Origin of the sequence: Micromonospora sp. LOL_023, assembly GCF_048060115.1 — a bacterium.
Lineage (GTDB): Bacteria > Actinomycetota > Actinomycetes > Mycobacteriales > Micromonosporaceae > Micromonospora_E.
The window spans coordinates 56,917-79,193 of record NZ_JBHMIM010000023.1 but is presented as its reverse complement, the minus strand read 5'-3'; the positions used below and the strand labels follow the sequence as shown (position 1 = coordinate 79,193).

Genomic DNA, 22,277 nt, shown 5'->3' with positions numbered 1-22,277 from the left:
AGCTCAGCGCCCCCGTGCGTCGAAGGGAGCCGCTGCGGCGTCCATGCCGAACTGCCGGGGGTCCTGCGCCGCGACGGTCGGTCGCTGCCGCTCGTGCGGCAACGGCAGCCGGTGCACCAGCTCCGCGATGATCGCGTCGGTGGTACGGCGGGCCAGCTGCGCCTCGGCAGTCGGGATCAGTCGGTGGGCCAGCACCGGCACGGCGAGCGCCTGCAGGTCGTCGGGCAGGACGTAGTCCCGGCCCTCCAACGCGGCTACCGCGCGGGCGGTACGCAGCAGCTGCAAGGTCGACCGGGGTGATGCGCCCAGCCGCAGATCGGGTGCCTCCCGGGTCGCGGTGACCAGATCCACCGCGTACTGCTTGACCGGATCGGCGACGTGCACCTCCCGGACGGTCGCGATCAGCTGGCGTACCCCGGCCGCGTCGGAGACCGGCCGCAGCAGGTGGATCGGGTCCGCCGCGCCGTGCCCGTCGAGCATGGCCAGCTCGGCACTCGGGTCGGGATAGCCCATCGCGATGCGGGCGGTGAACCGGTCCCGCTGCGCCTCCGGCAGCGGGTAGGTGCCCTCCATCTCGATCGGGTTCTGGGTGGCGATCACCATGAACGGGGTACGTAGTTCGTACGTGGTGCCGTCGACGGTGACCTGCCGCTCCTCCATACACTCCAGCAACGCGGCCTGGGTCTTCGGCGACGCGCGGTTGATCTCGTCGCCGACCACCAGGTTGGCGAAGACGGCACCCGGCTTGAACTCGAAGTCGTGGGTATCCTGGTTGTAGACGCTGACGCCGGTCACGTCGCTGGGCAGCAGATCCGGGGTGAACTGGATCCGGCGCACCGAGCAGTCGATCGACCTGGCCAGCGCCTTGGCCAGCTTGGTCTTGCCGACGCCGGGAACGTCCTCGATCAGTAGATGTCCCTCGGCGAGCAGGACGGCGAGCGCCAGCCGGATAGTGGCGGTTTTGCCCTCGATGACCTGTTCGATGTTGGCCACGATCGCGGCGGTCACGGCGCGGAACTCGTCAGGGGGCATCGGGGCACCCAGATCGTCCCAGGTGTCTTGGGTCACGACCCTCCTCCTCGTCGTACGGCATGCGGGTGCCGGTCGGTCCGGCACCTTGCCGTCAGCAGGTGAGGGGACCGTGGCCACCAGACGCAGCGACCCCACACGTCTCTCAGGCTATCCATTCTTTTCTCGTCCGCCATCCGCAGGTCGTCCCTGCTTCCCCCCGTCGCGCCACCCGCAGGATCCTCCTACTGGAGTACGAGTCGGCGAACGCCCCGGTTCAAGCGACTTTCGACACCGGCGGACATGGACCGGTCATCGGCGGGTAGGCAGCGTTGGCGCGCCCTACCGACCGGGCCGGAAGGGACGTTCGGGGGCAGCCGGCACGGATCCCCCGGACGATTCGAAACGACGCGCTACGGGGCGTGGACGGCAACGGCACCCGATCCGCGCGGGGGTGGGCGCCGGTAGCAGTTCCTAGCCAGGGAAGGGGGTCGAATGTCCACGGCCGGCTACGTCGGGATCGTGATAGTCATCTGGGCCGTCTCCGGCATCGCCGCGGCGGCGGTGTTCATGGGGCGACGCGGTCGACGTGCCTGGTACTGGTATCTGCTCGGGGCCGTGCTCGGGCTGCTCTTCGTCCCGATCGCGATGGAGCGTGGCAACCGACCGACGAGCTCCCTGGAGAGCCGCCCCGGCCCCGACCCCGCAACGAGAGCCGGTCCGGTCCGGCCCGGCGACGGACACGGCCCCAAGGTGCTGATCGGCGTCGATGGCTCGCCGGACTCCGACCGGGCGTTGCGGACCATGCGCGACGTCCTTGGCGGCCACGCTGGCGAGCTGATCCTGGCGACCGTCGTCGACGTGGCAGCGCAGGTCAAGGCCGACGAACGAACCGACGAGGAGGCCGAGCAACTGGCGCGGGCCCGCGAACTGCTCAGCGACCGGGCCGCCGGACTGGCCGCCGACCGGCCGGCCGCGCCGACCGGCACGGAGATCCTCACCGGCCAGCCGGCCCGGGCGTTGCTCGATGTCGCGCGGTCCCGTGACGTCGACATGATCGTGATCGGTCGCCGAGGCAGCGGCCTGTCCCACCGACTGCTCGGCAGCGTCGCCGACCAGTTGGTACGCGACGCCACCCGACCTGTGCTGCTCGCCGCCGCCGAGGATGCCTGAGATGGGCCGCCGGGTAGCTGCCGCCGACGCCGTCCGGCGGTGTCGGGTCGGCGGGGGTGCCCGTTGACGATGGTCGCGGTGCTGGTCCTGCTGACCGCACTCGCCGGCACCGTACCGCTGCTCACCCGCCTGCTCGGCCGGGACGCTGGCTATCCACTGGCCGCCGGCTATCTGATCGGCTGCGCCCTGCTCGCCTCCCGGCTACCGGTGGTGCTGGACAACGGCGCGGTCGGGGTCTCCGTACCGTGGCTGCCGTCGCCGGACGTGGCCTTCGCGTTGCGGATGGACGGCCTGGCCATGGTCTTCGGGCTGCTCGTTCTCGGCGTCGGCACGTTGATCATGATGTACTGCCCGCGTTACCTCACCGTGGGCGGCCGCTGCACCGGCCTATACACCCTGCTGACCCTGTTCACCGTGTCGATGCTCGGCCTGGTCTTCGCCGCCGATCTGCTGCTGCTGTTCCTGTTCTGGGAGCTGACCACGGTCTGCTCGTTCTTCCTGATCGGCCTGGCCAGCCCGGCGGCGGCCCGACCCGCCACCCGGGCGTTGCTGGTCACCGCAGGCGGTGGCCTGGCCCTGTTGGCCGCGGTCGTCGTGCTCATCGTGACCCTGGGCACCAGCGATCTGACCACGATCCTCGCCTACCCGGACCGGCTGCTCGCCTCGCCGGCGGCCTGGGCGGTCGGCGGGCTGATCATCGTGGCGGCGTTCACCAAGTCGGCGCAGTTCCCGTTCCACTTCTGGCTGCCCAGCGCGATGGTGGCAATCACCCCGGTGAGCGCGTACCTGCATGCGGCGACCATGGTGAAGGCCGGCATCTATCTGCTGATCCGGTTCTCCCCGATCTACGCCGACCAGGTCGCCTGGACCCTCGTGCTGGTCCTCGGCGGGCTGGGCACCGCGGTGCTGGGCGCGTTCCTGGCACTGCGCCAGCACGACCTCAAGGCGATGCTGGCGTACTCCACCGTCAGCCAACTCGGCCTGCTGGTCGGGGTGATCGGGGTCGGCACGCCGGCCGCGCTGGCTGCGGCCGTGCTGCACACCGTGGCCCACGCGTTGTTCAAGGCCACCCTGTTCATGCTGGTCGGCATCATCGACCGGGAAGCCGGCAGCCGCGACCTCCGCGAGCTGTCCGGGCTGCGCCGGGTGATGCCGGTGACCGCCACCTTGACCGGCCTGGCGGCGATGTCGATGGCGGGGCTGCCGCCGCTGCTCGGCTTCGTCAGCAAGGAAGCCATCTTCGACGCGTTGATCAAGACCGGGGTGGAGCCGTGGCTGAGCCCGACCGCGGAGTTCCTGGCCGTGTCGGCGTCGGCGCTCACCTTCGCGTACGGCGCCCGCATCGTCTACGAGACGTTCGCCGGACCGACCCGCCAGCCCAACCTGTACGAGCCGGCGCTGGCATTTCTCACCCCGGCCGCGATCGCCGCGCTGCTGAGCCTGCTCCTCGGTCCCGGCGCCGCGCTACTCGGGCCGCTGATCGACCAGGCGACCGAGGATGCGTCCCCCGGTGGTGACCCGCCCTACGTGGCGTTCTGGCACGGCTTCACCCCGGCGCTGGCCCTGTCGGCGCTCGCCGTGGGGCTGGGCTTGGCGCTCTTCGCCGCCCGGTCGCGGGTCGACGGCATCGTGCAGGCAGTCCAGTTGCCGCCCGCCGGGGCCGCGACGTTCGACCGCTGCTACGGCGCACTACTGCGGTTCGGGCAGCTCATCGGCCGACCCACCCGATACAACTCGCCCGGTGCCCATCTGTTCCGACCGGTCCTGCTGCTGGTACTGCTCGGCGCGGCCGGTACCCACCTCCTCGGCCCGGCGCCCCCGTGGCCGGCGGCCGCCGCCTCCGCCGGTGACTGGCCGCTGCTGGTGCTGCTGGCGGTGGCACTCGGCGGGATCGTGCTGGCCCGTTCGGCGCTCGCCTCGGTCGCGTTGCTGGGCCTGGTCGGGCTGCTGGTCGCCACCTGGTTCCTGCTCGCCGGCGCGCCGGACGTCGCGCTGACCCTGATGCTGGTCGAGGTGCTGACCGCCGTCGTCGGCATGCTGGTGCTGCGCCGGTTGCCGGCCCGGCTGCCCGGTGCCGGACGTCAGCCGGTCAGCTACCTCGCCGCCGCGCTCGCGGTGGCCGCAGGCGTCGTCGCGGTGGCGGCCACCGTCGGACTCACCGGACGCCGGGAGTTGTCCACCGCCGGTGACTACTTCCTGCGCGAGGCCGAGCCGCAGACCGGCGGCAGCAACGTCGTCAACGTGATCCTGGTCGACTTCCGGGCGTTCGACACGCTCGGCGAGGCGACCGTGCTGGTCGCTGTCGCGCTGGGGCTGGTCGGGCTGTTCCGGCCCGCCCCGGTGCGGGCCGGGGCCACCGGGGCGCCGGCCCCGGACGTCGGCGAGCGGGCAACCCCCGACCCGGTGCTGTGGTTCGCACACCGGCTGCTCGCGCCGGTGATGCTGGTCGTGTCGGCGTACCTGTTCCTGCGTGGGCACGACGAGCCCGGCGGCGGTTTCATCGCCGCCCTGGTCGCCGGGGCCGCGATGGGGCTGGGACAGTTGGCGTACGGCGGCGGGCGACGGTCGGTGCTGAGCCGGCTGCGGCCCCGGCCGCTGCTGGCGTCCGGTCTGCTGGTCTGCCTCGGCGTCGGCCTGTCCGCGCTGGTGCTGGGCGAGCCGTTCCTCACCCCGCGGTACGAGCCGAAGGCCGCGCTGCTCGGGTTCTTCCTGTCGCCGGTGACCATCTTCGACGCCGGGATCTACCTGATGGTGCTGGGTCTGATCGTGGCGGCGGTGGGTCGGCTCGGCGCGTCCGACGTGCGGCCCACCGACGGCGAGGAGACGACCGGCGAGGCCGGCCCGGATGCCGAGGGCCGCGCGCGCGGCACCGAGGAGGTGCCGGTCCGATGATCGTCGCGTTGGTGATCGGGTTGCTCACTGCGGCCGGCGTCTACCTGATCCTGCACCGTGGCCTGATCCGGGTGATCATCGGCTTCGTGCTGCTCGGGCACGCGGTCAACGTACTGCTGCTCGCCTCGGGCGGGCTGTGGCGGCGTGAACCGCCGCTGGGGGGGACGGATCTGGACGCCGCCGCGGACCCGCTGCCGCAGGCCTTCGCGCTCACCGCGATCGTGATCACCTTCGGCATCACCCTCTATCTGCTCGCGCTCGCGCTGGCTGGGCCACGTGACGCCGAGCGGCCCGACCTCGAACTGGGTGAGCCGGGCCCAGGCCACGGCGGTCGGCCTTCGCCCACCGCCGGGCCGGACCAGCCGCCCGCCACCGAGCAGTCTCGGCCGGAGCCGGTGCTGACCGAGCCGCGTTCGTTCGACGAGGAGTCCCGTTGACACCCGGACTCGTGTTGCCGATCGCGCTGCCGATGGTGGTCGCCGGACTGTTGCTGGCGACGCCGGCGCGTCTGGTGACGCTGCACCGGGTGGCGTGGCTCGCGACCAACGCCGCCGTCATGGCGTACGGCGGCTGGCTGCTGGCGGTGACCCGCGACGGCGAGGTGCTGGCGTCTCGGGTCGGCGGTTGGCCGGCGGGCATCGCGATCAGCCTGGCCGCCGACGCGTTCAGCGCACTGATGATCACCGTCGTCGCGCTGGTCACGTTGGCGTGCGGGGTGTTCGCCATCGGATCCGCCGACGACCGGCGCCCCTACTTCGTGCCGCTGGCGCTGGTGATGAGCGCGGGCGCCTACGGGGCGTTCCTGACCGCGGACCTGTTCAACCTGTTCGTGATGATCGAGGTCATGCTGGTCCCGTCGTACGTGCTGCTGACCACCGGCGGCGGGCGGGACCGGATCACCGCAGGGCGGGTGTACGTCACGGTCAACCTGCTCGCCTCCACGGTCTTCCTCGCCGGGGTCGGACTGGTCTACGCCGTGGCCGGCACGGTGGATCTGGCCGGACTGGCCGGTGCGGCGACCGCATCCCCGGCGTTGGCGTTCGCCGGCGCGGTGGTGCTGCTCGCGCTCGGTCTCAAGACGGCGGTGGTGCCGCTGCACGGGTGGCTGCCGCGGAGCTACCCGCACGCCCCACCGGTGGTCACCGCGTTGTTCTCCGGCATCCTCACCAAGGTCGGCGTGTACGCGATCATGCGGATCGTCGCGGTCGTCTACGACGGCGCGGCGGACTACCGCTGGATCATCGGGCTGGCGGCCGCCGCGACGATGGTGATCGGCGTGCTGGGCGCCCTCGGCGAGACCGCGATGCGGTCGGTGCTGGCGTTCCACGCGGTCAGCCAGATCGGCTACATCCTGATCGGACTGGCGCTGTTCAGCCCGACCGCCCTCACCGCGGCGATCTTCTTCCTGGTGCAGTACATCGTGGTCAAGGCGGCGTTGTTCCTCTGCGCCGGGGCGGTGGTGGTCGGGTACGGCACCGACCGGCTGGACCGCCTCGGCGGGCTCGCCGCCGCACACCGGCTGCTCGCGCTGGCGTTCATCGGCGCCGCGCTGTCGTTGGCCGGCATGCCGCCCTTCTCCGGTTTCCTGGCCAAGTTCCTGCTGCTGCGGGCGGCGGCCACCGAAGGCGACTACCTGATCTTCGCGGTCGCGGTGCTCGTCAGCCTGGGCACCCTCATCTCGATGATCAAGATCTGGGACCTGGCCTTCTGGGGCGAGCCACCCGAGGGACAGGGCGACGAGGCGGACCACGGCGACCAACCCGGTCAGGCCGTGCTGGCTGGCGCCGTGCGGGCGAAGAAGCCGGCCGGGACGGGTGTCCCGGCCGGCACCGGGGCCGTCCGCGCGCCCCAGAACCGCCGGGGGCCCCGGATCGGTGCCGGCATGACGGTGCCGGCGTTGCTGCTGACCGTGCTCACCCTGCTGCTCGGCCCGGCCGCCACGCCGCTGCTGGACCTGGCCGCCGGCGCCGCCGCCGGACTGGTCGATCCGAGCGCGTACGTGGCGGCGGTGACCGGCCGATGACCAGGGCAGGGTCTGTGGGTGCCGGGCGCAGGGGCGACTGGCGCCGCCTGCCGGAGCGGGCGGTGCGGCGGATCGCGCGGGTGGTTCGCTTCGTGGCGTACTTCGGCTTTCGGCTGGTGGTCGCCAACCTCGTGGTGGCCCGGGAGATCGTCACCCCGGGTAGTGGTCTGTCACCGGGGATCGTCGAGTTCCGGTTGCGGACCCGGACCCGCACCGAGGTGGTGCTGATGGCGCTGGCGGTCGGGTTGACCCCGGGCACCCTGACCGTCGCGATCCGTCAACAACCACCGACGCTGTTCGTCCACGGCATGCACGCCGAGGACCCGCAGACCTTCCGTGCCGAACTCGCCCGTCTGCAGGACCGGCTGCTGCCGGCGGTACGCCCGGTGGATCTCCGTCCGGACGGCGAGCCGCCCGGTCAGCCAGCCCAGCCGGAGGAGGCTGAAGGATCATGAGCGCACTCGACCCGCTGCTCGCCGTACTCTCGGCGGCGATGCTGGCCGCGATCATCCGGCTGGTCGTCGGACCGACCGACGCGGACCGGGCCGCCGCCCTCGACTTCGGCTTCTTCGTCTTCATCGCCGGAGTCGCGGTGCTGGCGGCACGGCTGGACATCGCCGCGCTGCTGGACATCGTGCTGACCGCGACCCTGGTCGGGTTCCTGGCCACCGTCGCCCTCGCCCGGCTGGTGGAAGGCCGCAGCCGGTGACCGGCCAGACCGTGCTCGCCGGGGTGTTGCTGGGTGCCGGAACCCTGCTGATCGGGATCACCGCCGTCGGTCTGCTGCGGCTGCCGGACATCTACAACCGGATGAACGCGGTGGCGAAGGCGGCCAGCCTGGGACTGATCCTCATCCTGCTCGGCGTGCTGGTCCTGCTGCCGAGCCCGCGTACGGCGGTCGTCGTGACCCTGGCCATCCTGCTGCAGTTGGTGACGGCCCCGGTCGGCGGCTACGCCTTGGCCCGGGCCGCGTACCGGTCCGGCACCCCGATGGCGGCGGAGAGCCGGTTCGACGCGCTGGCCGACGCCGCGCCGGCCGATGCCCACCGTGACGACTCCGGCCCGGTCGACTCCGGCCCGGCCGGTGCGCCGACGCCCGCCGGGGACGCCACACCCAGCGGTCGGCCGCGACAGCGGTGACGCCCGGCCATCGGGAGAGTTGCGATCCGGGGTAGACTCCCGGTATGGCCGGCACTTTCCTGCTCCTTCTCCGGCCGTGCTGACCCACCCGGTGGCCTGACTACTGACGACGGCCGCCGCCGCTGGCGGCAGCACGGCGACCCCCTCCTGCGTGAGGGGTTTTTTCATGCCCGGATTCGTTCCCGGCTCCCGAACCGACAGATCACAGCCCACGACCGATACCTGAGGTGGCGACCGACGATGAGCGAGGCAGTCGAGACCGTGGCGGACACCCCTGCCTTCCGTTACACCGCCGCGATGGCCGGCGAGATCGAGCGACGCTGGCAGCGACGGTGGGAACAGGAGAGGACCTTCCACGCGCCCAACCCGGCCGGGCCGCTGGCCGACCCGGACCACCCCCGGTCCGGCGCCGACAAGCTCTTCCTGCTGGACATGTTTCCGTACCCGTCCGGTGCCGGGCTGCACGTCGGCCACCCGCTGGGCTTCATCGGCACCGACTGCTACGGCCGGTACCAGCGGATGGCCGGGCGCAACGTGCTGCACGCGATGGGCTTCGACGCCTTCGGCCTGCCCGCCGAGCAGTACGCGGTGCAGACCGGCCAGCACCCGCGTACCACCACCGAGGCCAACATCGAGCGGTACCGGGCGCAGCTGCGGATGCTGGGACTGGCCCACGACGACCGCCGCTCGGTGGCCACCACCGACGTCGGGTTCTACCGCTGGACGCAGTGGATCTTCCTGCAGGTCTTCAACTCCTGGTACGACCCGACCGTGGGCAAGGCCCGACCGGTCACCGAACTGATCGCCGCGTACGAGAGCGGCCAACGGCCCACTCCGGACGGCCGGGCCTGGTCGGAGCTGACCGAGCGGGAACGCCGCGAGGTGGTCGACGGCCACCGCCTGGCGTACGTCTCCGAGGCCCCGGTCAACTGGTGTCCGGGACTGGGCACCGTGCTGGCCAACGAGGAGATCACCGCCGACGGTCGGTCCGAGCGCGGCAACTTCCCGGTCTTCAAGCGCAACCTGCGGCAGTGGATGATGCGGATCACCACGTACGCCGACCGGCTGCTGGACGACCTGGACCTGCTGGACTGGCCCGAGCCGATCAAGCTGATGCAGCGCAACTGGATCGGCCGGTCCACCGGTGCGCACATCACCTTCCCGACCGCCGTCGCGCCGATCGAGGTCTTCACCACCCGGCCGGACACCGTGTTCGGTGCCACCTACATGGTGCTGGCCCCCGAGCACACCCTGGTCGACGACCTGGTGCCGGCGGCCTGGCCGGCGGAGGTCCGGCCGGCGTGGACCGGCGGGCACGCCACCCCCCGGGAAGCGGTCGAGGCGTACCGCAAGCAGGCCGCCGGCCGCACCGACGCCGAACGGCAGGCCGACAGCCGGGAGAAGTCCGGCGTCTTCGTCGGCGCGTTCGCCACCAACCCGGTCAACGGCGCGCGACTGCCGATCTTCATCGCCGACTACGTGCTGGCCGGCTACGGCACCGGGGCGATCATGGCGGTGCCGGCCCAGGACGAGCGGGACTGGGACTTCGCCGAGATGTTCGATCTGCCGATCGTGCGGACCGTGACCCCGCCGGAGGGCTTCGCCGGCAAGGCGTACACCGGTGACGGGCCGGCGACCAACAGCGACTTCCTGGACGGACTGGGCCTGGCCGAGGCCAAGGAACGGATCATCGCCTGGCTGGAGGCCGGCGGCCACGGTCGGGGCGCGGTCACCTACCGGCTGCGGGACTGGCTGTTCAGCCGGCAGCGGTACTGGGGCGAGCCGTTCCCGATCGTCTACGACTCCACCGGGCTGCCGATCGCACTGCCGGAGCGGATGCTGCCGCTGGAGCTGCCCGAGGTCGACGACTTCTCGCCGCGTACCTTCGCCGCCGACGACGCGCAGAGCAACCCGGAGACGCCGCTGTCGCGGGCCACCGACTGGGTCGAGGTGGAGCTGGACCTGACCGGGGTGCCGGGGGCACCGACCGGTCCCCGCCGCTACCGCCGGGAGACCAACACCATGCCGCAGTGGGCCGGCTCCTGCTGGTACGAGCTGCGCTACGCCGACCCGACCAACAACGACGCCTTCGTCGACCCGGCCAACGAACGGTACTGGATGGGCCCGACCGGGCCGGACGACAGCGGCGGCGTCGACCTGTACGTCGGTGGGGTGGAGCACGCCGTGCTGCACCTGCTGTACGCCCGGTTCTGGCACAAGGTGCTGTTCGACCTGGGGCACGTGTCCAGCGTCGAGCCGTTCCGTCGGCTGTTCAACCAGGGCTACATCCAGGCGTACGCGTACACCGACGCGCGGGGCGCGTACGTGAACGCGGCCGAGGTGACCGAGCGCGACGGCGGCTGGTTCCACGGCGACGTCGAGGTCGACCGCGAGTACGGCAAGATGGGCAAGAGCCTACGCAACGTGGTCACCCCGGACGAGATGTGCGAGGCGTACGGTGCCGACACCTTCCGGGTGTACGAGATGTCGATGGGCCCGCTGGAGGTCTCCCGACCCTGGGAGACCCGGGCGGTGGTCGGCTCGTACCGGTTCCTGCAGCGGGTGTGGCGGGCGCTGGTCGACGAGCAGTCCGGGGCGTCGCGGGTGGTCGACGAGCCGGCCGGCGACGAGCTGCGCCGGCTGCTGCACCGGATGATCGACGGGGTCCGGGGCGACCTGGACAACCTGCGGTTCAACACGGCGATCGCGAAGCTGATCGAGCTGACCAACGCGCTGACCCGGCTGCCGGCGACGCCACGCGAGGTGGCCGAGCCGCTGGTGCTGATGCTGGCGCCGTTCGCGCCGCACGTGGCGGAGGAGCTGTGGCAGCGGCTGGGAAACGCGGCTTCGCTGACCTACGTGGACTTCCCGGCAGCCGACCCGGCGCTGCTGCGGGCCGCCTCGGTGACCTACCCGGTACAGGTCGCCGGCAAGGTCCGCGGTCGCGTCGAAGTGCCGGCCGAGGCCTCCGAGGAGCAGGTACGGGCCGCCGCGCTGGCGGCGGTGGCCGAGCACCTGGCCGGTCGTGAGCCGCGCAAGGTGATCGTGGTACCCGGCCGGATGGTCAGCGTCGTGCCCTGACACAGAGCTGCCCTGACCCTGACGTGGACCCGGAGGAATCCCTTCGGGTCCGCGTCGTCGCTGGTCAACGAATCTGGGTGGTCGGGACACTGTGCGTCGTACCGATCGCCGGCGTCGGCGATGACCTGGCGGTGTTCGAGCGACCGCTGAGTCAGAGCCTTGCTGAGATGGGTCAGGCTGGCGCCGACGTCGCCGAGCCGGTCGAGCACGTCCCGGAGCGGTCGCCGTCGCGGCGCACGATCACGTGGGCCGGACCTATCACCTGGTCGGTCAAACGTGACTACTCCGCTGCGGCCGCCTCACACTCATGAGGTTGCGGCCCGGCGGCACTCGATCGCACCGCGCGGCGCCAGCGCAGCAGCAGCGCGACGGTGGCGATCAGCCCTAGTCCGGCGGGTGCGGCGGCGAGCAGATTGACCTCACCGGGCGCGACGACCGCGGCACCCAGCACCGCGTACCCGATCGCGGTCGGCGCCGATGCGAGCACACTGCCGACCAGGAACGGTGCCAGCCGGGCGCCGGTGGTGCCGTAGCCGTAGCTGGTCATGCCGAATCCGCTGATCGGCAGCAGCCGGACCATGATCACGCCGAGCACGCTCTGGGTGGCGAACCACTGGTCCAGGCGGGCCAGTCGTTGCCGGGTGCGGCCGGTCCGCCCGGCAAAACTGGTCGGTGGCGCCGCCGAGGTCCGACTGGCGACGAACTCGCGGCCGAGCCAGCGGCCGACGCCGAACCCGATCAGCGCCGCCAGCGTCGCCGCGGCGAGGCTGTAGCTGGCACCTGCCACTGGGCCGAAGAGCGCACCCCAGGTCAGCGTGATGAACGTCCGGGGCACCAGCGCGGTCAACAGCACCGCACCGACCACCACGGCGAGCACCGGCGCGGCCGGTCCGAGTCGGTCCGGTAGGGCGGAAACGGCGGCCAGGTCGGGCCGGGGGGCGAGCAGCACCAGCAAGCCGCAGCCGGCGATCAGGGCGAGCAGGGCGACGAAGCGGATCACCGCAGGCTCGCGCAGCGCCGTGCGGAGCCGGCTCATGCGCGCAGCGTGGCCATCCGTTCGGCGCGTAACCGCTCGGCCCACAGGTCGTTGAGCGGCGGCAGGCTCGCCGCGCCGATCGCCCAGCGCAGCAGCAGGTCCGCCAGCGCCGGATTGCGGGCCAGGGCCGGACCGTGCGCGTACGTACCGAGGATGTTGCCCCGCCAGGCGCCTTCGCTGGCACCGTCGTTGCCCACCCCGGCGGTCACCCGCGCGAGCGGGGAGACCCCGGTGCCGAGGTGGGTCCGGCCACCGTGGTTCTCGAACCCGCTCAGCGGTGGAAGACCCAGCCGAGGATCGATGTCGCCGGCCAGCTCACCGATTGCCCGGCTCGGCCCCCGGTCGGAGCGCAGATCGAGCAGTTCCAGTCCGGCGCACTCGGTGCCCTTGGCGAAGAACGAGGTACCCAACAGTTGGTAGCCGGCGCAGACCGCGAAGATCACCGAACCCTGGCTGACTGCCCGGTACAGCCCGCCGTCGGCGCGTAGCCGCTGCGCGGCGAGGGCCTGCGGGCCGTCCTCACCGCCGCCCACCAGGTAGATGTCGGCGGACTGGGGCACCGGCTGGTCGGAGCGGATCTCGGTCAACTCCACCGGGATGCCGCGTTGTTGCGCCCGGCGGGCCAGGATCAGCAGGTTGCCCCGGTCGCCGTAGGTGGACAGCAGGTCGGGGTAGATCCAGACCAGCCGCAGCACGCTGGGACCACCGATCGATGGTCCGATGGCCGGGAACGACTCAGTTGACACGGTCCAGCTCCGCTCGGATGTCCTGGAATGCGGTGTAGTTGGCGATGACCTCCAGCCGTCCGGGCGGCACCGAGGCGATCGCCGCGTTCAGCGTCGCCACGTGCAGGAACGGCACGTCGTTGACCTCCAGTCGGACCGCGAGGTCGTACGCGCGGTCCCCGGTGATCAGCACCTGCCGGCCGCGCAGCGGCGAGAAGTCGACGTCGAACAGCCAGGAGGTGTCCAGCCCGTCGGGGTCGCGTGCGTTGATCGACAGCAGCGTCGGGGCCTGCTCGGCCATGTCGAACGCCTCCAGCCAGCTGGCCGGGTTCTTCGCCAGCAGCAGCCGGATGTTGCGTCCGTTGCGCACCACCTGCGCGTACCGGCCGGCGACCGAGGTGACGATGGCCAGGCGGGACACCGCGTCCATCGGGCGTACGCCGAACTCCGCGGCCAGGGCGAGCGCGGTGGCCGCGTTGCCGACGTTGACCTGCCCGGGTAGTTGCAGCACCACCTTGTGCCAGGCGCCGGTCGGGTCGATCACTCCGTCCTCGTCGACCACCCACTGCGGCTCGGGCCGGCGTAGCGGGCAGCCGGCGCACCACCACTGGTTGTCGGCGCGGGCGATCGCCGAGCCGCACTCCGGGCACACCCAGGAGTCGTCGTGCCAGCGCTGTCCGGCGCTGAACCAGGTGACCGCCCCCGCGGTCGCCGCGGCCCACACGACCATCGGGTCGTCGGCGTTGGCGACGACCTTGACGTCCGGGTGCTCGGCCAGCGCCACCCGCCACAAATGGGCCATCATGGCGACCTCTTTGGCCCGGTCCAGTTGGTCACGGGAGAGGTTGAGTAGCGCCACCACCCGGGGATTGGTGGCTTCCAGCACCTGCGGCAGGTAGTGCTCGTCCACTTCGAGCACCGCGTACGGGGTGGCACCGGCCTTGGCCAGGGCGGAGGTGTGCCCGCTGGGCATGTTGGCGCCGTACGAGTTCGTCGCCACCCGGCCGAGTACGCCGACCGCCGCCGCCGCGAGTCGGGTGGTGGTGGTCTTGCCGTTGGTGCCGGAGACCAGCCCGATGGCCCGGCCGGCAGCGAGGTGTGCCAGCAACTCCGGATCGATCTTCAGGCCGATCCAGCCGCCGATCACCGACCCGTCGCCCCGTCCGGCGGCCCGCGACAGCGCCGCGGCGGTGCGCGACACCGAGCTGGCCACCTTTGCCCGCAAGGGCATCTTCGCGTCCGTCACCCGAGCGAGGTTACCGGACCGGGTCGGGCGCCGATCGACGCACGGAGGCGTTGGTACGGTCGACGACCGATGAGTAGCCCAATGGTCGCTGCCGCGCTGCGGGCGCTGGCCGAACTGGCGCCCGCCGCACCCGAGCGGATGTTGGACGTGACCCGGGGCGGCCAGCCGCTGCTCTGGCTCGCCGATCCGGAGCGGCACCAGCGTGATGCCGCCACCGACCGGTTGGCCGCGGTCGACCTGTTGCACCGCGACGAGCGGATCCTGCGACGCGGCTTGGGTCTGGTCGTGGGCACCGTCGAACGGGACGGGGTCCGCCGCCGGGTCCGGCTGCCGTTGCTGTCCGAACCGGTCCGGTTGGAGCGTGGGCTGCGTGGTTACCGGGTGGTGTCGGCCGGGGAGCTGGAGTTGACCTCGCTGGTCACGGATCGCGCTGTTGCGGCGAGCCTGGAATCGGTGCCCGGTCTGGGCGGGCCGGGCTGGCTGACGGCGACCGGAACGCAGGCTTGGCTGCGGACCGCCGCCGCGGCCGCCGGGCTGCCGTTGACCGAGGTACGGCCGGCACCGACCGGTCGGCGTCCCCGGCCGCCGGCGAGCGGGCTGACCGGCTATCTGGCCGCGGTGCTGTTCACCGTCCGGGATGTCTACGGGGTGGCGCTCGCCGACGGATTACGGGCCTGGGCCGGCCGGGATCTGACCGGCACCGCGCTGGCGGAGGTCTACCAGCCGACGCCGACCGGCACTGACGGCGGTGCCGGCGAAACAGTGGCGGGGGAGGCAGCCACGCCGGGCGTCCGGTTCGTCGCCGATGCGGTCGAGTCGCCGTTGCCGCTGACCGCCGCCCAGTCGGACGTGGTCCGGCGGGTCCGGCGGGAACGGCTCACCGTCGTGTCTGGTCCGCCGGGCAACGGCAAGAGTCACGCCGTCGTGGCCGCCGCCCTGGACACGGTCGATCGGGGCGGCAGCGTCCTGGTGGTGACCCAGTCGCCGCATGCCGCAGACGTACTGGTTGATCTCCTGGCCCGCTACCGGGGGCCGACACCGGTGCTGTTCGGCGACGCCCAACGACGGGCGGAGGTCGCCGCCACCCTCGCCGCCGGTGCCGGTTCGGGTGTCCCGGCGGTGTGGGTGTCCGCCGCCGAGGACGCGGTGGCGGTGGTCCGAAGCCGGGTTGCTCGGGAGACCGGACTGATCCGGCTCGCCCTGGAGACCGAGCGACTGGCCGCCGCCGCGACCGGGTGGGAGCCACTGCTCGGTGCGCTGTCACTGACCGCACCGGGCGCGTTCGTACCCGGGGCCGACCTGGCCGGTGCCGCGCGTGCGGTCCGGCTGGCCCGCACCCCGGGTGGCGGGAACTGGTGGACGAGGTGGCGTCGGCGGGCCGCCCGTCGCTGGCTGCGGCGTCGGCTCGGTGTCGCCGTTGACCTCGCCGGGGACACCGACGGTGCGCTGGACCAGGTCGCCGCTGCGGTCGAGGCGGCCCGGGCGGTGGCGGCCCGGGCTCGGCTCGCCGCTGTGGGCGGCACTGATCTGGCGGCGTGCTGGGACCGGCTCGATGAGGCCGACCGGGAGCTCGCCGAGCGGGTCGGGACCGCGATGCGGAACCGCGTCGGCAGCGAGCGTCGATGGGATCCGCCGGCCCGGCGCAACGCCGGGGCGTTGGCGAGCGCGTTGCGGGCCGGGCGAAACCGGCGCCGGGAGCTGCTGACAGCCTTGGACGGTCCGGCCCTGGTCCGGGCGTTGCCGTTGTGGATCGGCACGGTGACCGACGTAGCCGAACTGTTGCCGCCGTCGCCCGGTCTGTTCGACCTGGTCATCCTCGACGAGGCCTCGCACAGCGACCAGATCCGGGCTGCCCCGGCGCTGGCCCGGGCCCGTCGGGCACTGGTCGTCGGTGACCCACGACAGTTGCGCTTCGTTTCCTTCGTCGCGGACGTGGACGTGGCCGACACCCTGGACCGACACGGTCTGGACGACCGGCTCGACGTCCGCCGGGTCAGCGCCTTCGATCTCGCCGCTGCCAGCGCACCGGTAACCTGGCTCGACGAGCACTTCCGCTGCGTACCGCAGCTGATCGAGTTCTCGGCCCGGCGGTTCTACGCCGACCGGTTCGCGGTCACCACCCGCCACCCAGCGAACGAGTCGATCGACGTGATCGCGGTGCGGCAGGTGGTGTCCGCGGCCACCGTGGACGGGGTGAATCAGGCGGAGGTGGCCGCCACTGTCGAGGTGGTGCGGGAACTTGCCACTTCCGGCCAGTCGCAGATCAACGTGGTCACCCCGTTCCGCGCGCAGGCCGACGCGTTGGAGGCGGCACTGGTCGCGGAGTTTCCGGTGGAGCGGATCGAGGAGCTGAGGCTGCGGGTCGGCACCGTGCACGCGATCCAGGGCGGCGAGGCCGAGACGGTGGTGGCGTCGTTCGCGGTGACCGACGACGATCCGTCGGCCAGGTTACGTTTCCTGGCCGATCCGCACCTGTTCAACGTCCTGATCACCCGGGCGCGGCGACAGTTGGTGGTGGTGACCTCGCTGAGCGCAGCCGACGGCCTGGTGGGGGAGTTTCTGCGGTACGCGCGCCAGCCGCCGCCAGCGGTGCCGGCCAGGGGCGCGGTGACCACCGCTGGGGTCAGCGGTTGGGCCGAGCAGCTCGGCGCCCGGCTGACCGAACTCGGCGGCGCGGTGCGGTTCGACTACCCGGTCGGACGGTGGACGGTGGACATCTGTCTCGGTGCCGGCGCCGACGCCGTCGGTCTCAACTGCGTGGTCCATCCGGAGGGTCCGCAGGCGCACCTGGCGCGGCAGCGGGCGTTGCGCCGGGCCGGTTGGGCGTTGGCCGACGCTTTCGCCTCCCGCTGGAACGGTGATCCGGTGCGGGCGGCGCTGGAGATCCTCGCGGGGTAGCGGGCGGGCCGTCACCGGCACACCACTTTCCTCCACTGGTCGGCCGGATTCCCTCCACCGGGCTCCCCGGGGACCGGTGGACTGGCCGCGATCAGGAGCGGACAGTCGCTGCGGCGCTGGCGCTGAGCGCGATTCGGCACGATGCGCAACTGATTCTGTGCACGCCTGTCGGAAAGTGGACCGGGGTGGACGCTCGTGCCCCTCCACTCGGCACCACCCCGGTTGACGTGCGGTTTTGTCGGGGAAATGGGCGTGTTCCGGCGGCGATTCCGGTTGCGGGTGGAGGGAAGTGGAGTAGAGTGGGGCACATTGGCGGGGCCGGGAGGGCCCGCCGGCCCATGGGGGATGCGGCACCGCGAATGCCGTACAAGGGCAAGGGGGTTGGGCCGTGTTTCTCGGCACCCATACTCCGCGCCTGGACGAAAAGGGCCGGTTGATCCTTCCAGCCAAGTTTCGGGACGAGCTGGCGGGAGGTGTCGTGATCACCAAAGGGCAGGAGCGCTGCCTCTACGTCTTTCCGGCACCGGAGTTCCAGCGGATCGCCGATCAGCTGCGCGAGCAGCCGATGACCCACAAGGCGGCGCGGGCCTACAGTCGGGTCTTCTTCGCCAGTGCGCACGACGAGGTGCCGGACAAGCAGGGCAGGGTGACCGTTCCGGCACACCTGCGGGAGTACGCCGGCCTCGGCCGCGACCTCGTGGTGATCGGGGCGAGCAGCCGGGTGGAGATCTGGGACAAGCAGGCCTGGGACACCTATCTCTCCGACAGCGAGGACGACTTCGCGGACATCGAGGAGGGGGTGCTGCCCGGCGGGCTGTAGGGCAACGGATGGCCGATGCGTCCGGCGGTTTCGTCGGCGTCGGTGGCTGGCGCGAAGGCCGCCGCTCGGCACCGGTCGCCCGCCGTACTGCGAGATCTCCAGCCGCTCCCGCACCTGGCGCCACTTCCCCGGCGCCAGGCGCGCGTTTTCCAGCACCGGCGTCGCCGGTGGGCGGGAGTAGAGCGGATGGGGATCTGGCGGTACGACGAGCGGCAACGCAGTAACCGGGCGAGACAACGGCGGGCAAGGCCACTGGGGGTCGACATGGGGGAGCTTCGCGGTACGCACGTGCCGGTGCTACTCGAGCGGTGTCTCGAGCTGCTCGCCCCCGCCTTGGAAACCGCCGGCCGGCCGGCCGTGCACGTCGACGCCACTCTCGGCCTCGGCGGTCACGCCGAGGCGGTGCTGACGGCGTTTCCGACGGTCACCCTGGTCGGGCTGGACCGCGACGAGGAGGCGTTGGCCCATTCCCGGGCCCGGTTGTCCCGCTTCGTCGATCGGATCCACCTCGTCCACGCGGTGTACGACGAGTTGCCAGCGGTGCTCGACCAGCTCGGACTGTCCGGGGTGGACAGCGTGTTGTTCGATCTGGGGGTGTCCTCGCTGCAGCTCGACGCGCCCGACCGTGGGTTCTCCTACGCCCGGGACACGGCGTTGGACATGCGGATGGACCAGGGGCGGGGGACCACTGCCGAGGATGTGGTCAACGACTACCCTCCCGGCGACCTGGTGCGGGTGCTACGCGAGTACGGCGAGGAACGGTTCGCGACCCGGATCGTGTCGGCCATCGTGCGGGAGCGCGCTCGGCGGCGGATCGTCTCGTCGGCCCGGCTCGCCGAACTGGTCGAGGCGGCCATCCCGGCAGCTACTCGACGAACTGGCGGAAATCCTGCGAAGAGAACGTTTCAGGCGCTACGCATCGAGGTAAATGAGGAGCTGGCAGTGCTCCGCAGGACATTGCCAGCCGCGCTGGACGCGTTGCGCGTCGGCGGACGCCTAGTGGTCATGTCCTACCACTCGCTGGAGGACCGGATCACCAAGCAGACGCTGACGGGCCGCGCGCGCAGCACCGCTCCGCTGGAGCTGCCGGTCGAGTTGCCCGGCACCGGCCCGACGTTCCGGCTGCTCAGCCGGGGTGCCGAGCAGGCCAGCGAGGCGGAGATCGCGGCCAACCCACGTGCGGCGTCGGTGCGGCTGCGAGCAGCGGAACACATCGGACAGGCGGCGGTGACCAGTGTCGGCACCGCCAACCGGGACAAGGGCGGGGCCGCCCGCGAACGGCCCCGCCCGGTACGAGCGCTACATCAGCCCGGCGCGGCGGCGCACGGGCGATCCGCACCGGACGGAACAGCCGGCCGGAAGCGACGCCGCGATCGGGGTCGCGGTTCGGATGAACAGGGGGAGGGGAAATGAATGTCGAAAAGCGCGACCGTTCGGGGCAGATCGGTCAGCGCAGCGCCCGAGTAGGCGCACCGCGGTCGGGGGGCCGGACCGCGGCGCGACGCACCTCGTCGGGTGGCTACGCGACCCAGGGCAGCGCGGCGCTGCAGGAACAGTCAGCGATCCAGGACTCGGTCCGGGTCTGGGACAGTTCGGAGGAGGCGCCGCAGCCGCAGCTGCGGGTGGCGCCGCCGGCACCGGTCGCGGTGCCGCGGGCACCGTTCATCGCGATGATCCTGGTGGTCGTCGTCGGTGGGGTCCTCGGTGTACTGCTGGTCAACACCAAGATCAATGAGAACGCGATCCGGATCGGCACACTGCAGCAGCAGCAGTCGAACCTGGACATCCAGGAACAGCAGCTGAAAAAGGAAATCGCCCAGTACGAGGCGCCGAACAACCTGGCCGCCCAGGCCCGCAAGCTCGGCCTGGTCGAATCCGGCCCGCCGGCGTTCATCCGACTGCCGGACGGGCGGGTGATCGGCGTGCCGCAACCGGCCACCGGTGAGCCGGCCATCACCAGCCAGCAGGGGGCGGGGGAGTAGTCCGCCGTGGCTGACCGCTCCGATCCGCCACCGCGCCGGGACCCACCTGGGTCCCGGCGCGGTGGCGGCCGGCCGGGCACGGACGCCAACCGTGATGCTTCCGGGCTCGGCGGCATCGCCGACGCCCGTGCCTATACGCCACGTGGCCGGACGGTGCGTGAGTCAGCCGAACAACGGCGTACCGGCCGCGCCGAACGTAGCCGTGACCCGTTCCGCCCCGCCCTGCAGGTGCTCGACGGCGGACGTGCCGGGCCCGCCGAGACGGAACGGTCCGCCGCCCCCACCACCCGGCGCGAGCCGGCCGCCGGCGAGCGCCGTGCGGCTCTCGACCGGCGGACTGCCGGGGGCCGGGGTGCCCCGGCCAGCCAGGGCGGTGGTCGGCGGACCGCCAACAGCTCGACGTCGCGGTCCGGTTCGACGTCGCGGCCCGGTGCCCGACCACGCTCCGGTGCCGCCGCCGCCCGACCGGCGACCCGGCCCCGACGCCGCAGCCGGCTGCCCCGCCTGGCCGACCCGCGACGTCGACTACGGCTGGGCACATTCCTGGCCCTCACCATGTTCGCGGTGATCGGGGTCCGGCTGATCCTGCTGCAGGTCGTCGACTCACCCGCGTACGCCGACGGCGGCGTCCAGGACCGGGTCGGCGCGCCGGTCGTGGTCCCCGCGCCCCGGGGCAGCATCTACGACCGCACCGGCGCCGTGCTGGTGCACAGCGTCGCCGCCCGGTTCGTCTACGCCGACCCGGAGATGGTCAGGGACCCGCAGGTGGCGGCCGACGAGCTCTCCCCACTGCTCGGCATCCCCCGGTCCACCCTGCTGGAGCGGATGGTGCCGCAGGCCCGACCCGACGGCCAGCCGTCCCGCTTCGAGTGGCTCGCCCGAGGCGTCGACGTCAACGTCGCCGAGCAGGTCGTGGCGCTCGAACTGCCGGGCATCGGCACGGACTACGACGAGCGGCGCGAGGTCCCTGGCAACGACCTGGCGGCCAACCTGCTCGGTTTCGTCGGGCTGGACATGAACGGGTTGGAGGGCCTGGAAGCCCGCTACGACGAGGTGCTGCGCGGAGTCAACGGGCAGCGGATCGCCGAGCAGGGCAACCGCGAGCTGCGGCTGGCCGAGATCCCGGGCGGCTACCGTCAGGAGACCGAGCCGCAGCCGGGTAGTTCGCTGGTGCTCACCATCAACCGTGACCTGCAGTACGAGGTGCAGCGCATCCTCAGCGACCGGATGGAGCAACGCAACGGCAGCGCGGCCACCGCCATCGTCCTCGACGTGCGGACCGGCGAGGTGCTGGCCCAGGCGAGCCATCCGACGTACAACGCCGCCGACGCCTGGTCCAGCGACCCGACCGACCGGCAGGACGTGGCCACCGCCTTCACCGTCGAGCCGGGCTCGGTGCACAAGGCGCTGGTCTTCGGCGCGGCGCTGGAGGAGGGCCTGATCGAGCCGGACAGCACGCTCGACCTGGGCCCGACCATCCGCAAGGGCGACACCACGTTCCGCGACACCCGCCCGATCGAGGCGGGCGTCGCGACCAGCCTGGCCGGGATGATGGCCTACTCGTCCAACGTCGGCACGATCAAACTGGCGGATCTGCTCGGTCCCGAGCGGCTGTACGCGTACCAGGAGGCGTTCGGCCTGGGCAGCCCGACCGGCGTGGGACTGCCCGGTGAGGCCAGCGGGCGGGTGCTGCCGGTCGACGAGTGGAGCGACTCGTCGTACGGGTCGGTGCCGCTCGGGCACAGCGTCGACGCCACCCCCCTGCAGATGGCGGCGGCGTACGCGGCGATCGCCAACGACGGCGTCTACATCCAGCCCACACTGGTCCGGGAGATCATCGACGAGCACGGGGAGCGCACCCCGGCGGGCGAGCCCACCACCCGACGGGTGCTCAGCGCCGAGAACGCCGCCGCGTTGCAGACCATCATGGAAGCGGTCACCACCATTGCGGACGCCACCGGCACCGCCGCGGCGATACCGGGCTACCGGGTGGCCGGCAAGACCGGCACCGGGCGGCGGCTCGTCGGCGGCGTCGTGCAGCCCGGCGAGGTGGCCTCGTTCATTGGCATGGCGCCGGCCGACGACCCGCGCTACGTGATCGCCGTGGTCGCGCACACGCCGGGCGGTGGCGGCGGGGACGTCTCCGCACCGGCGTTCCGCGACATGATGCGCTTCACCCTGCTGCACTACCGGGTGCCGCCGAGCGGCACTGGGCCGCCCGAGTTCGTGGTGCATCCGTGACGGCGGGTGTGT

The 22,277-nt window shown here is 72.1% G+C and carries 17 protein-coding genes; 13 read left to right on the top strand and 4 right to left on the bottom strand.

Annotation, left to right across the window (positions count from 1 at the left end; genetic code table 11):
* Positions 1–3: 3 nt before the first annotated feature.
* Positions 4–1,068 carry an AAA family ATPase gene (locus tag ACFHVL_RS14790; RefSeq protein WP_416628379.1) on the bottom strand — a complete coding sequence of 355 codons (1,065 nt, stop codon included), beginning with the start codon at positions 1,066–1,068 and terminating at the stop codon, positions 4–6.
* 435 nt (positions 1,069–1,503) lie between these two features.
* Here ACFHVL_RS14790 and ACFHVL_RS14785 point away from each other — a divergent pair, with 435 nt between their 5' ends.
* The 8 genes from ACFHVL_RS14785 (at position 1,504) to leuS (ending at position 11,317) form a co-directional block, all read left to right on the top strand.
* Entirely contained in the window at positions 1,504–2,181 is a 678-nt protein-coding gene (locus ACFHVL_RS14785) for a universal stress protein (RefSeq protein WP_416628377.1), read from the top strand.
* Between the two features lie 63 nt (positions 2,182–2,244).
* On the top strand, positions 2,245–5,073 hold the full coding sequence (gene mbhE, locus ACFHVL_RS14780; protein ID WP_416628375.1) for a hydrogen gas-evolving membrane-bound hydrogenase subunit E: 2,829 nt from the start codon (positions 2,245–2,247) through the stop codon (positions 5,071–5,073).
* The gene (locus ACFHVL_RS14775; RefSeq protein WP_416628373.1) at positions 5,070–5,510 is read left to right on the top strand and encodes a sodium:proton antiporter; all 441 of its coding nucleotides are present in this window, start codon (positions 5,070–5,072) and stop codon (positions 5,508–5,510) included. The genes mbhE and ACFHVL_RS14775 overlap by 4 nt, the downstream gene beginning before the upstream one ends.
* Before the next feature lie 32 nt (positions 5,511–5,542).
* The gene (locus ACFHVL_RS14770) at positions 5,543–7,096 is read left to right on the top strand and encodes a monovalent cation/H+ antiporter subunit D family protein (protein WP_416628403.1); all 1,554 of its coding nucleotides are present in this window, start codon (positions 5,543–5,545) and stop codon (positions 7,094–7,096) included.
* Entirely contained in the window at positions 7,093–7,551 is a 459-nt protein-coding gene (locus ACFHVL_RS14765) for a Na+/H+ antiporter subunit E (protein ID WP_416628372.1), read from the top strand. Before ACFHVL_RS14770 ends, ACFHVL_RS14765 begins: the two co-directional genes overlap by 4 nt.
* Positions 7,548–7,805 (top strand): monovalent cation/H+ antiporter complex subunit F, encoded by a 258-nt coding sequence (locus tag ACFHVL_RS14760; protein WP_416628371.1) that lies wholly within the window; start codon positions 7,548–7,550, stop codon positions 7,803–7,805. The genes ACFHVL_RS14765 and ACFHVL_RS14760 overlap by 4 nt, the downstream gene beginning before the upstream one ends.
* Positions 7,802–8,236, top strand: coding sequence for a monovalent cation/H(+) antiporter subunit G (gene mnhG, locus ACFHVL_RS14755; protein WP_416628370.1), 435 nt, complete (start codon positions 7,802–7,804; stop codon positions 8,234–8,236). The genes ACFHVL_RS14760 and mnhG overlap by 4 nt, the downstream gene beginning before the upstream one ends.
* A gap of 240 nt (positions 8,237–8,476) precedes the next feature.
* Positions 8,477–11,317 (top strand): leucine--tRNA ligase, encoded by a 2,841-nt coding sequence (gene leuS / locus ACFHVL_RS14750; RefSeq protein WP_416628369.1) that lies wholly within the window; start codon positions 8,477–8,479, stop codon positions 11,315–11,317.
* A gap of 280 nt (positions 11,318–11,597) precedes the next feature.
* Here leuS and ACFHVL_RS14745 read toward each other — a convergent pair whose 3' ends face one another.
* From ACFHVL_RS14745 to ACFHVL_RS14735, 3 genes are read right to left on the bottom strand one after another with little or no spacing between them, the layout of a single operon-like run.
* Positions 11,598–12,353 (bottom strand): TVP38/TMEM64 family protein, encoded by a 756-nt coding sequence (locus ACFHVL_RS14745; protein WP_416628367.1) that lies wholly within the window; start codon positions 12,351–12,353, stop codon positions 11,598–11,600.
* Positions 12,350–13,048 carry a type 1 glutamine amidotransferase gene (locus tag ACFHVL_RS14740; RefSeq protein ID WP_416628402.1) on the bottom strand — a complete coding sequence of 233 codons (699 nt, stop codon included), beginning with the start codon at positions 13,046–13,048 and terminating at the stop codon, positions 12,350–12,352. Before ACFHVL_RS14740 ends, ACFHVL_RS14745 begins: the two co-directional genes overlap by 4 nt.
* Before the next feature lie 40 nt (positions 13,049–13,088).
* Positions 13,089–14,309 carry a MurT ligase domain-containing protein gene (locus tag ACFHVL_RS14735; RefSeq protein WP_416628401.1) on the bottom strand — a complete coding sequence of 407 codons (1,221 nt, stop codon included), beginning with the start codon at positions 14,307–14,309 and terminating at the stop codon, positions 13,089–13,091.
* An 84-nt stretch (positions 14,310–14,393) separates the two neighbouring features.
* Between ACFHVL_RS14735 and ACFHVL_RS14730 the strand changes: the two genes are divergently transcribed.
* The 5 genes from ACFHVL_RS14730 to ACFHVL_RS14710 all read left to right on the top strand — a co-directional run bounded on the left by ACFHVL_RS14730 (position 14,394) and on the right by ACFHVL_RS14710 (position 22,265).
* The gene (locus ACFHVL_RS14730; protein ID WP_416628365.1) at positions 14,394–17,222 is read left to right on the top strand and encodes a DEAD/DEAH box helicase; all 2,829 of its coding nucleotides are present in this window, start codon (positions 14,394–14,396) and stop codon (positions 17,220–17,222) included.
* A gap of 388 nt (positions 17,223–17,610) precedes the next feature.
* Complete coding sequence (gene mraZ, locus ACFHVL_RS14725) at positions 17,611–18,042, top strand: division/cell wall cluster transcriptional repressor MraZ (protein WP_416628364.1); 432 nt, start codon at positions 17,611–17,613, stop codon at positions 18,040–18,042.
* Between the two features lie 264 nt (positions 18,043–18,306).
* On the top strand, positions 18,307–19,455 hold the full coding sequence (rsmH, locus tag ACFHVL_RS14720; RefSeq protein WP_416628400.1) for a 16S rRNA (cytosine(1402)-N(4))-methyltransferase RsmH: 1,149 nt from the start codon (positions 18,307–18,309) through the stop codon (positions 19,453–19,455).
* Positions 19,452–20,024 (top strand): hypothetical protein, encoded by a 573-nt coding sequence (locus ACFHVL_RS14715; protein WP_416628363.1) that lies wholly within the window; start codon positions 19,452–19,454, stop codon positions 20,022–20,024. The genes rsmH and ACFHVL_RS14715 overlap by 4 nt, the downstream gene beginning before the upstream one ends.
* 6 nt (positions 20,025–20,030) lie before the next feature.
* On the top strand, positions 20,031–22,265 hold the full coding sequence (locus ACFHVL_RS14710) for a peptidoglycan D,D-transpeptidase FtsI family protein (protein ID WP_416628362.1): 2,235 nt from the start codon (positions 20,031–20,033) through the stop codon (positions 22,263–22,265).
* Positions 22,266–22,277 lie beyond the last annotated feature (12 nt).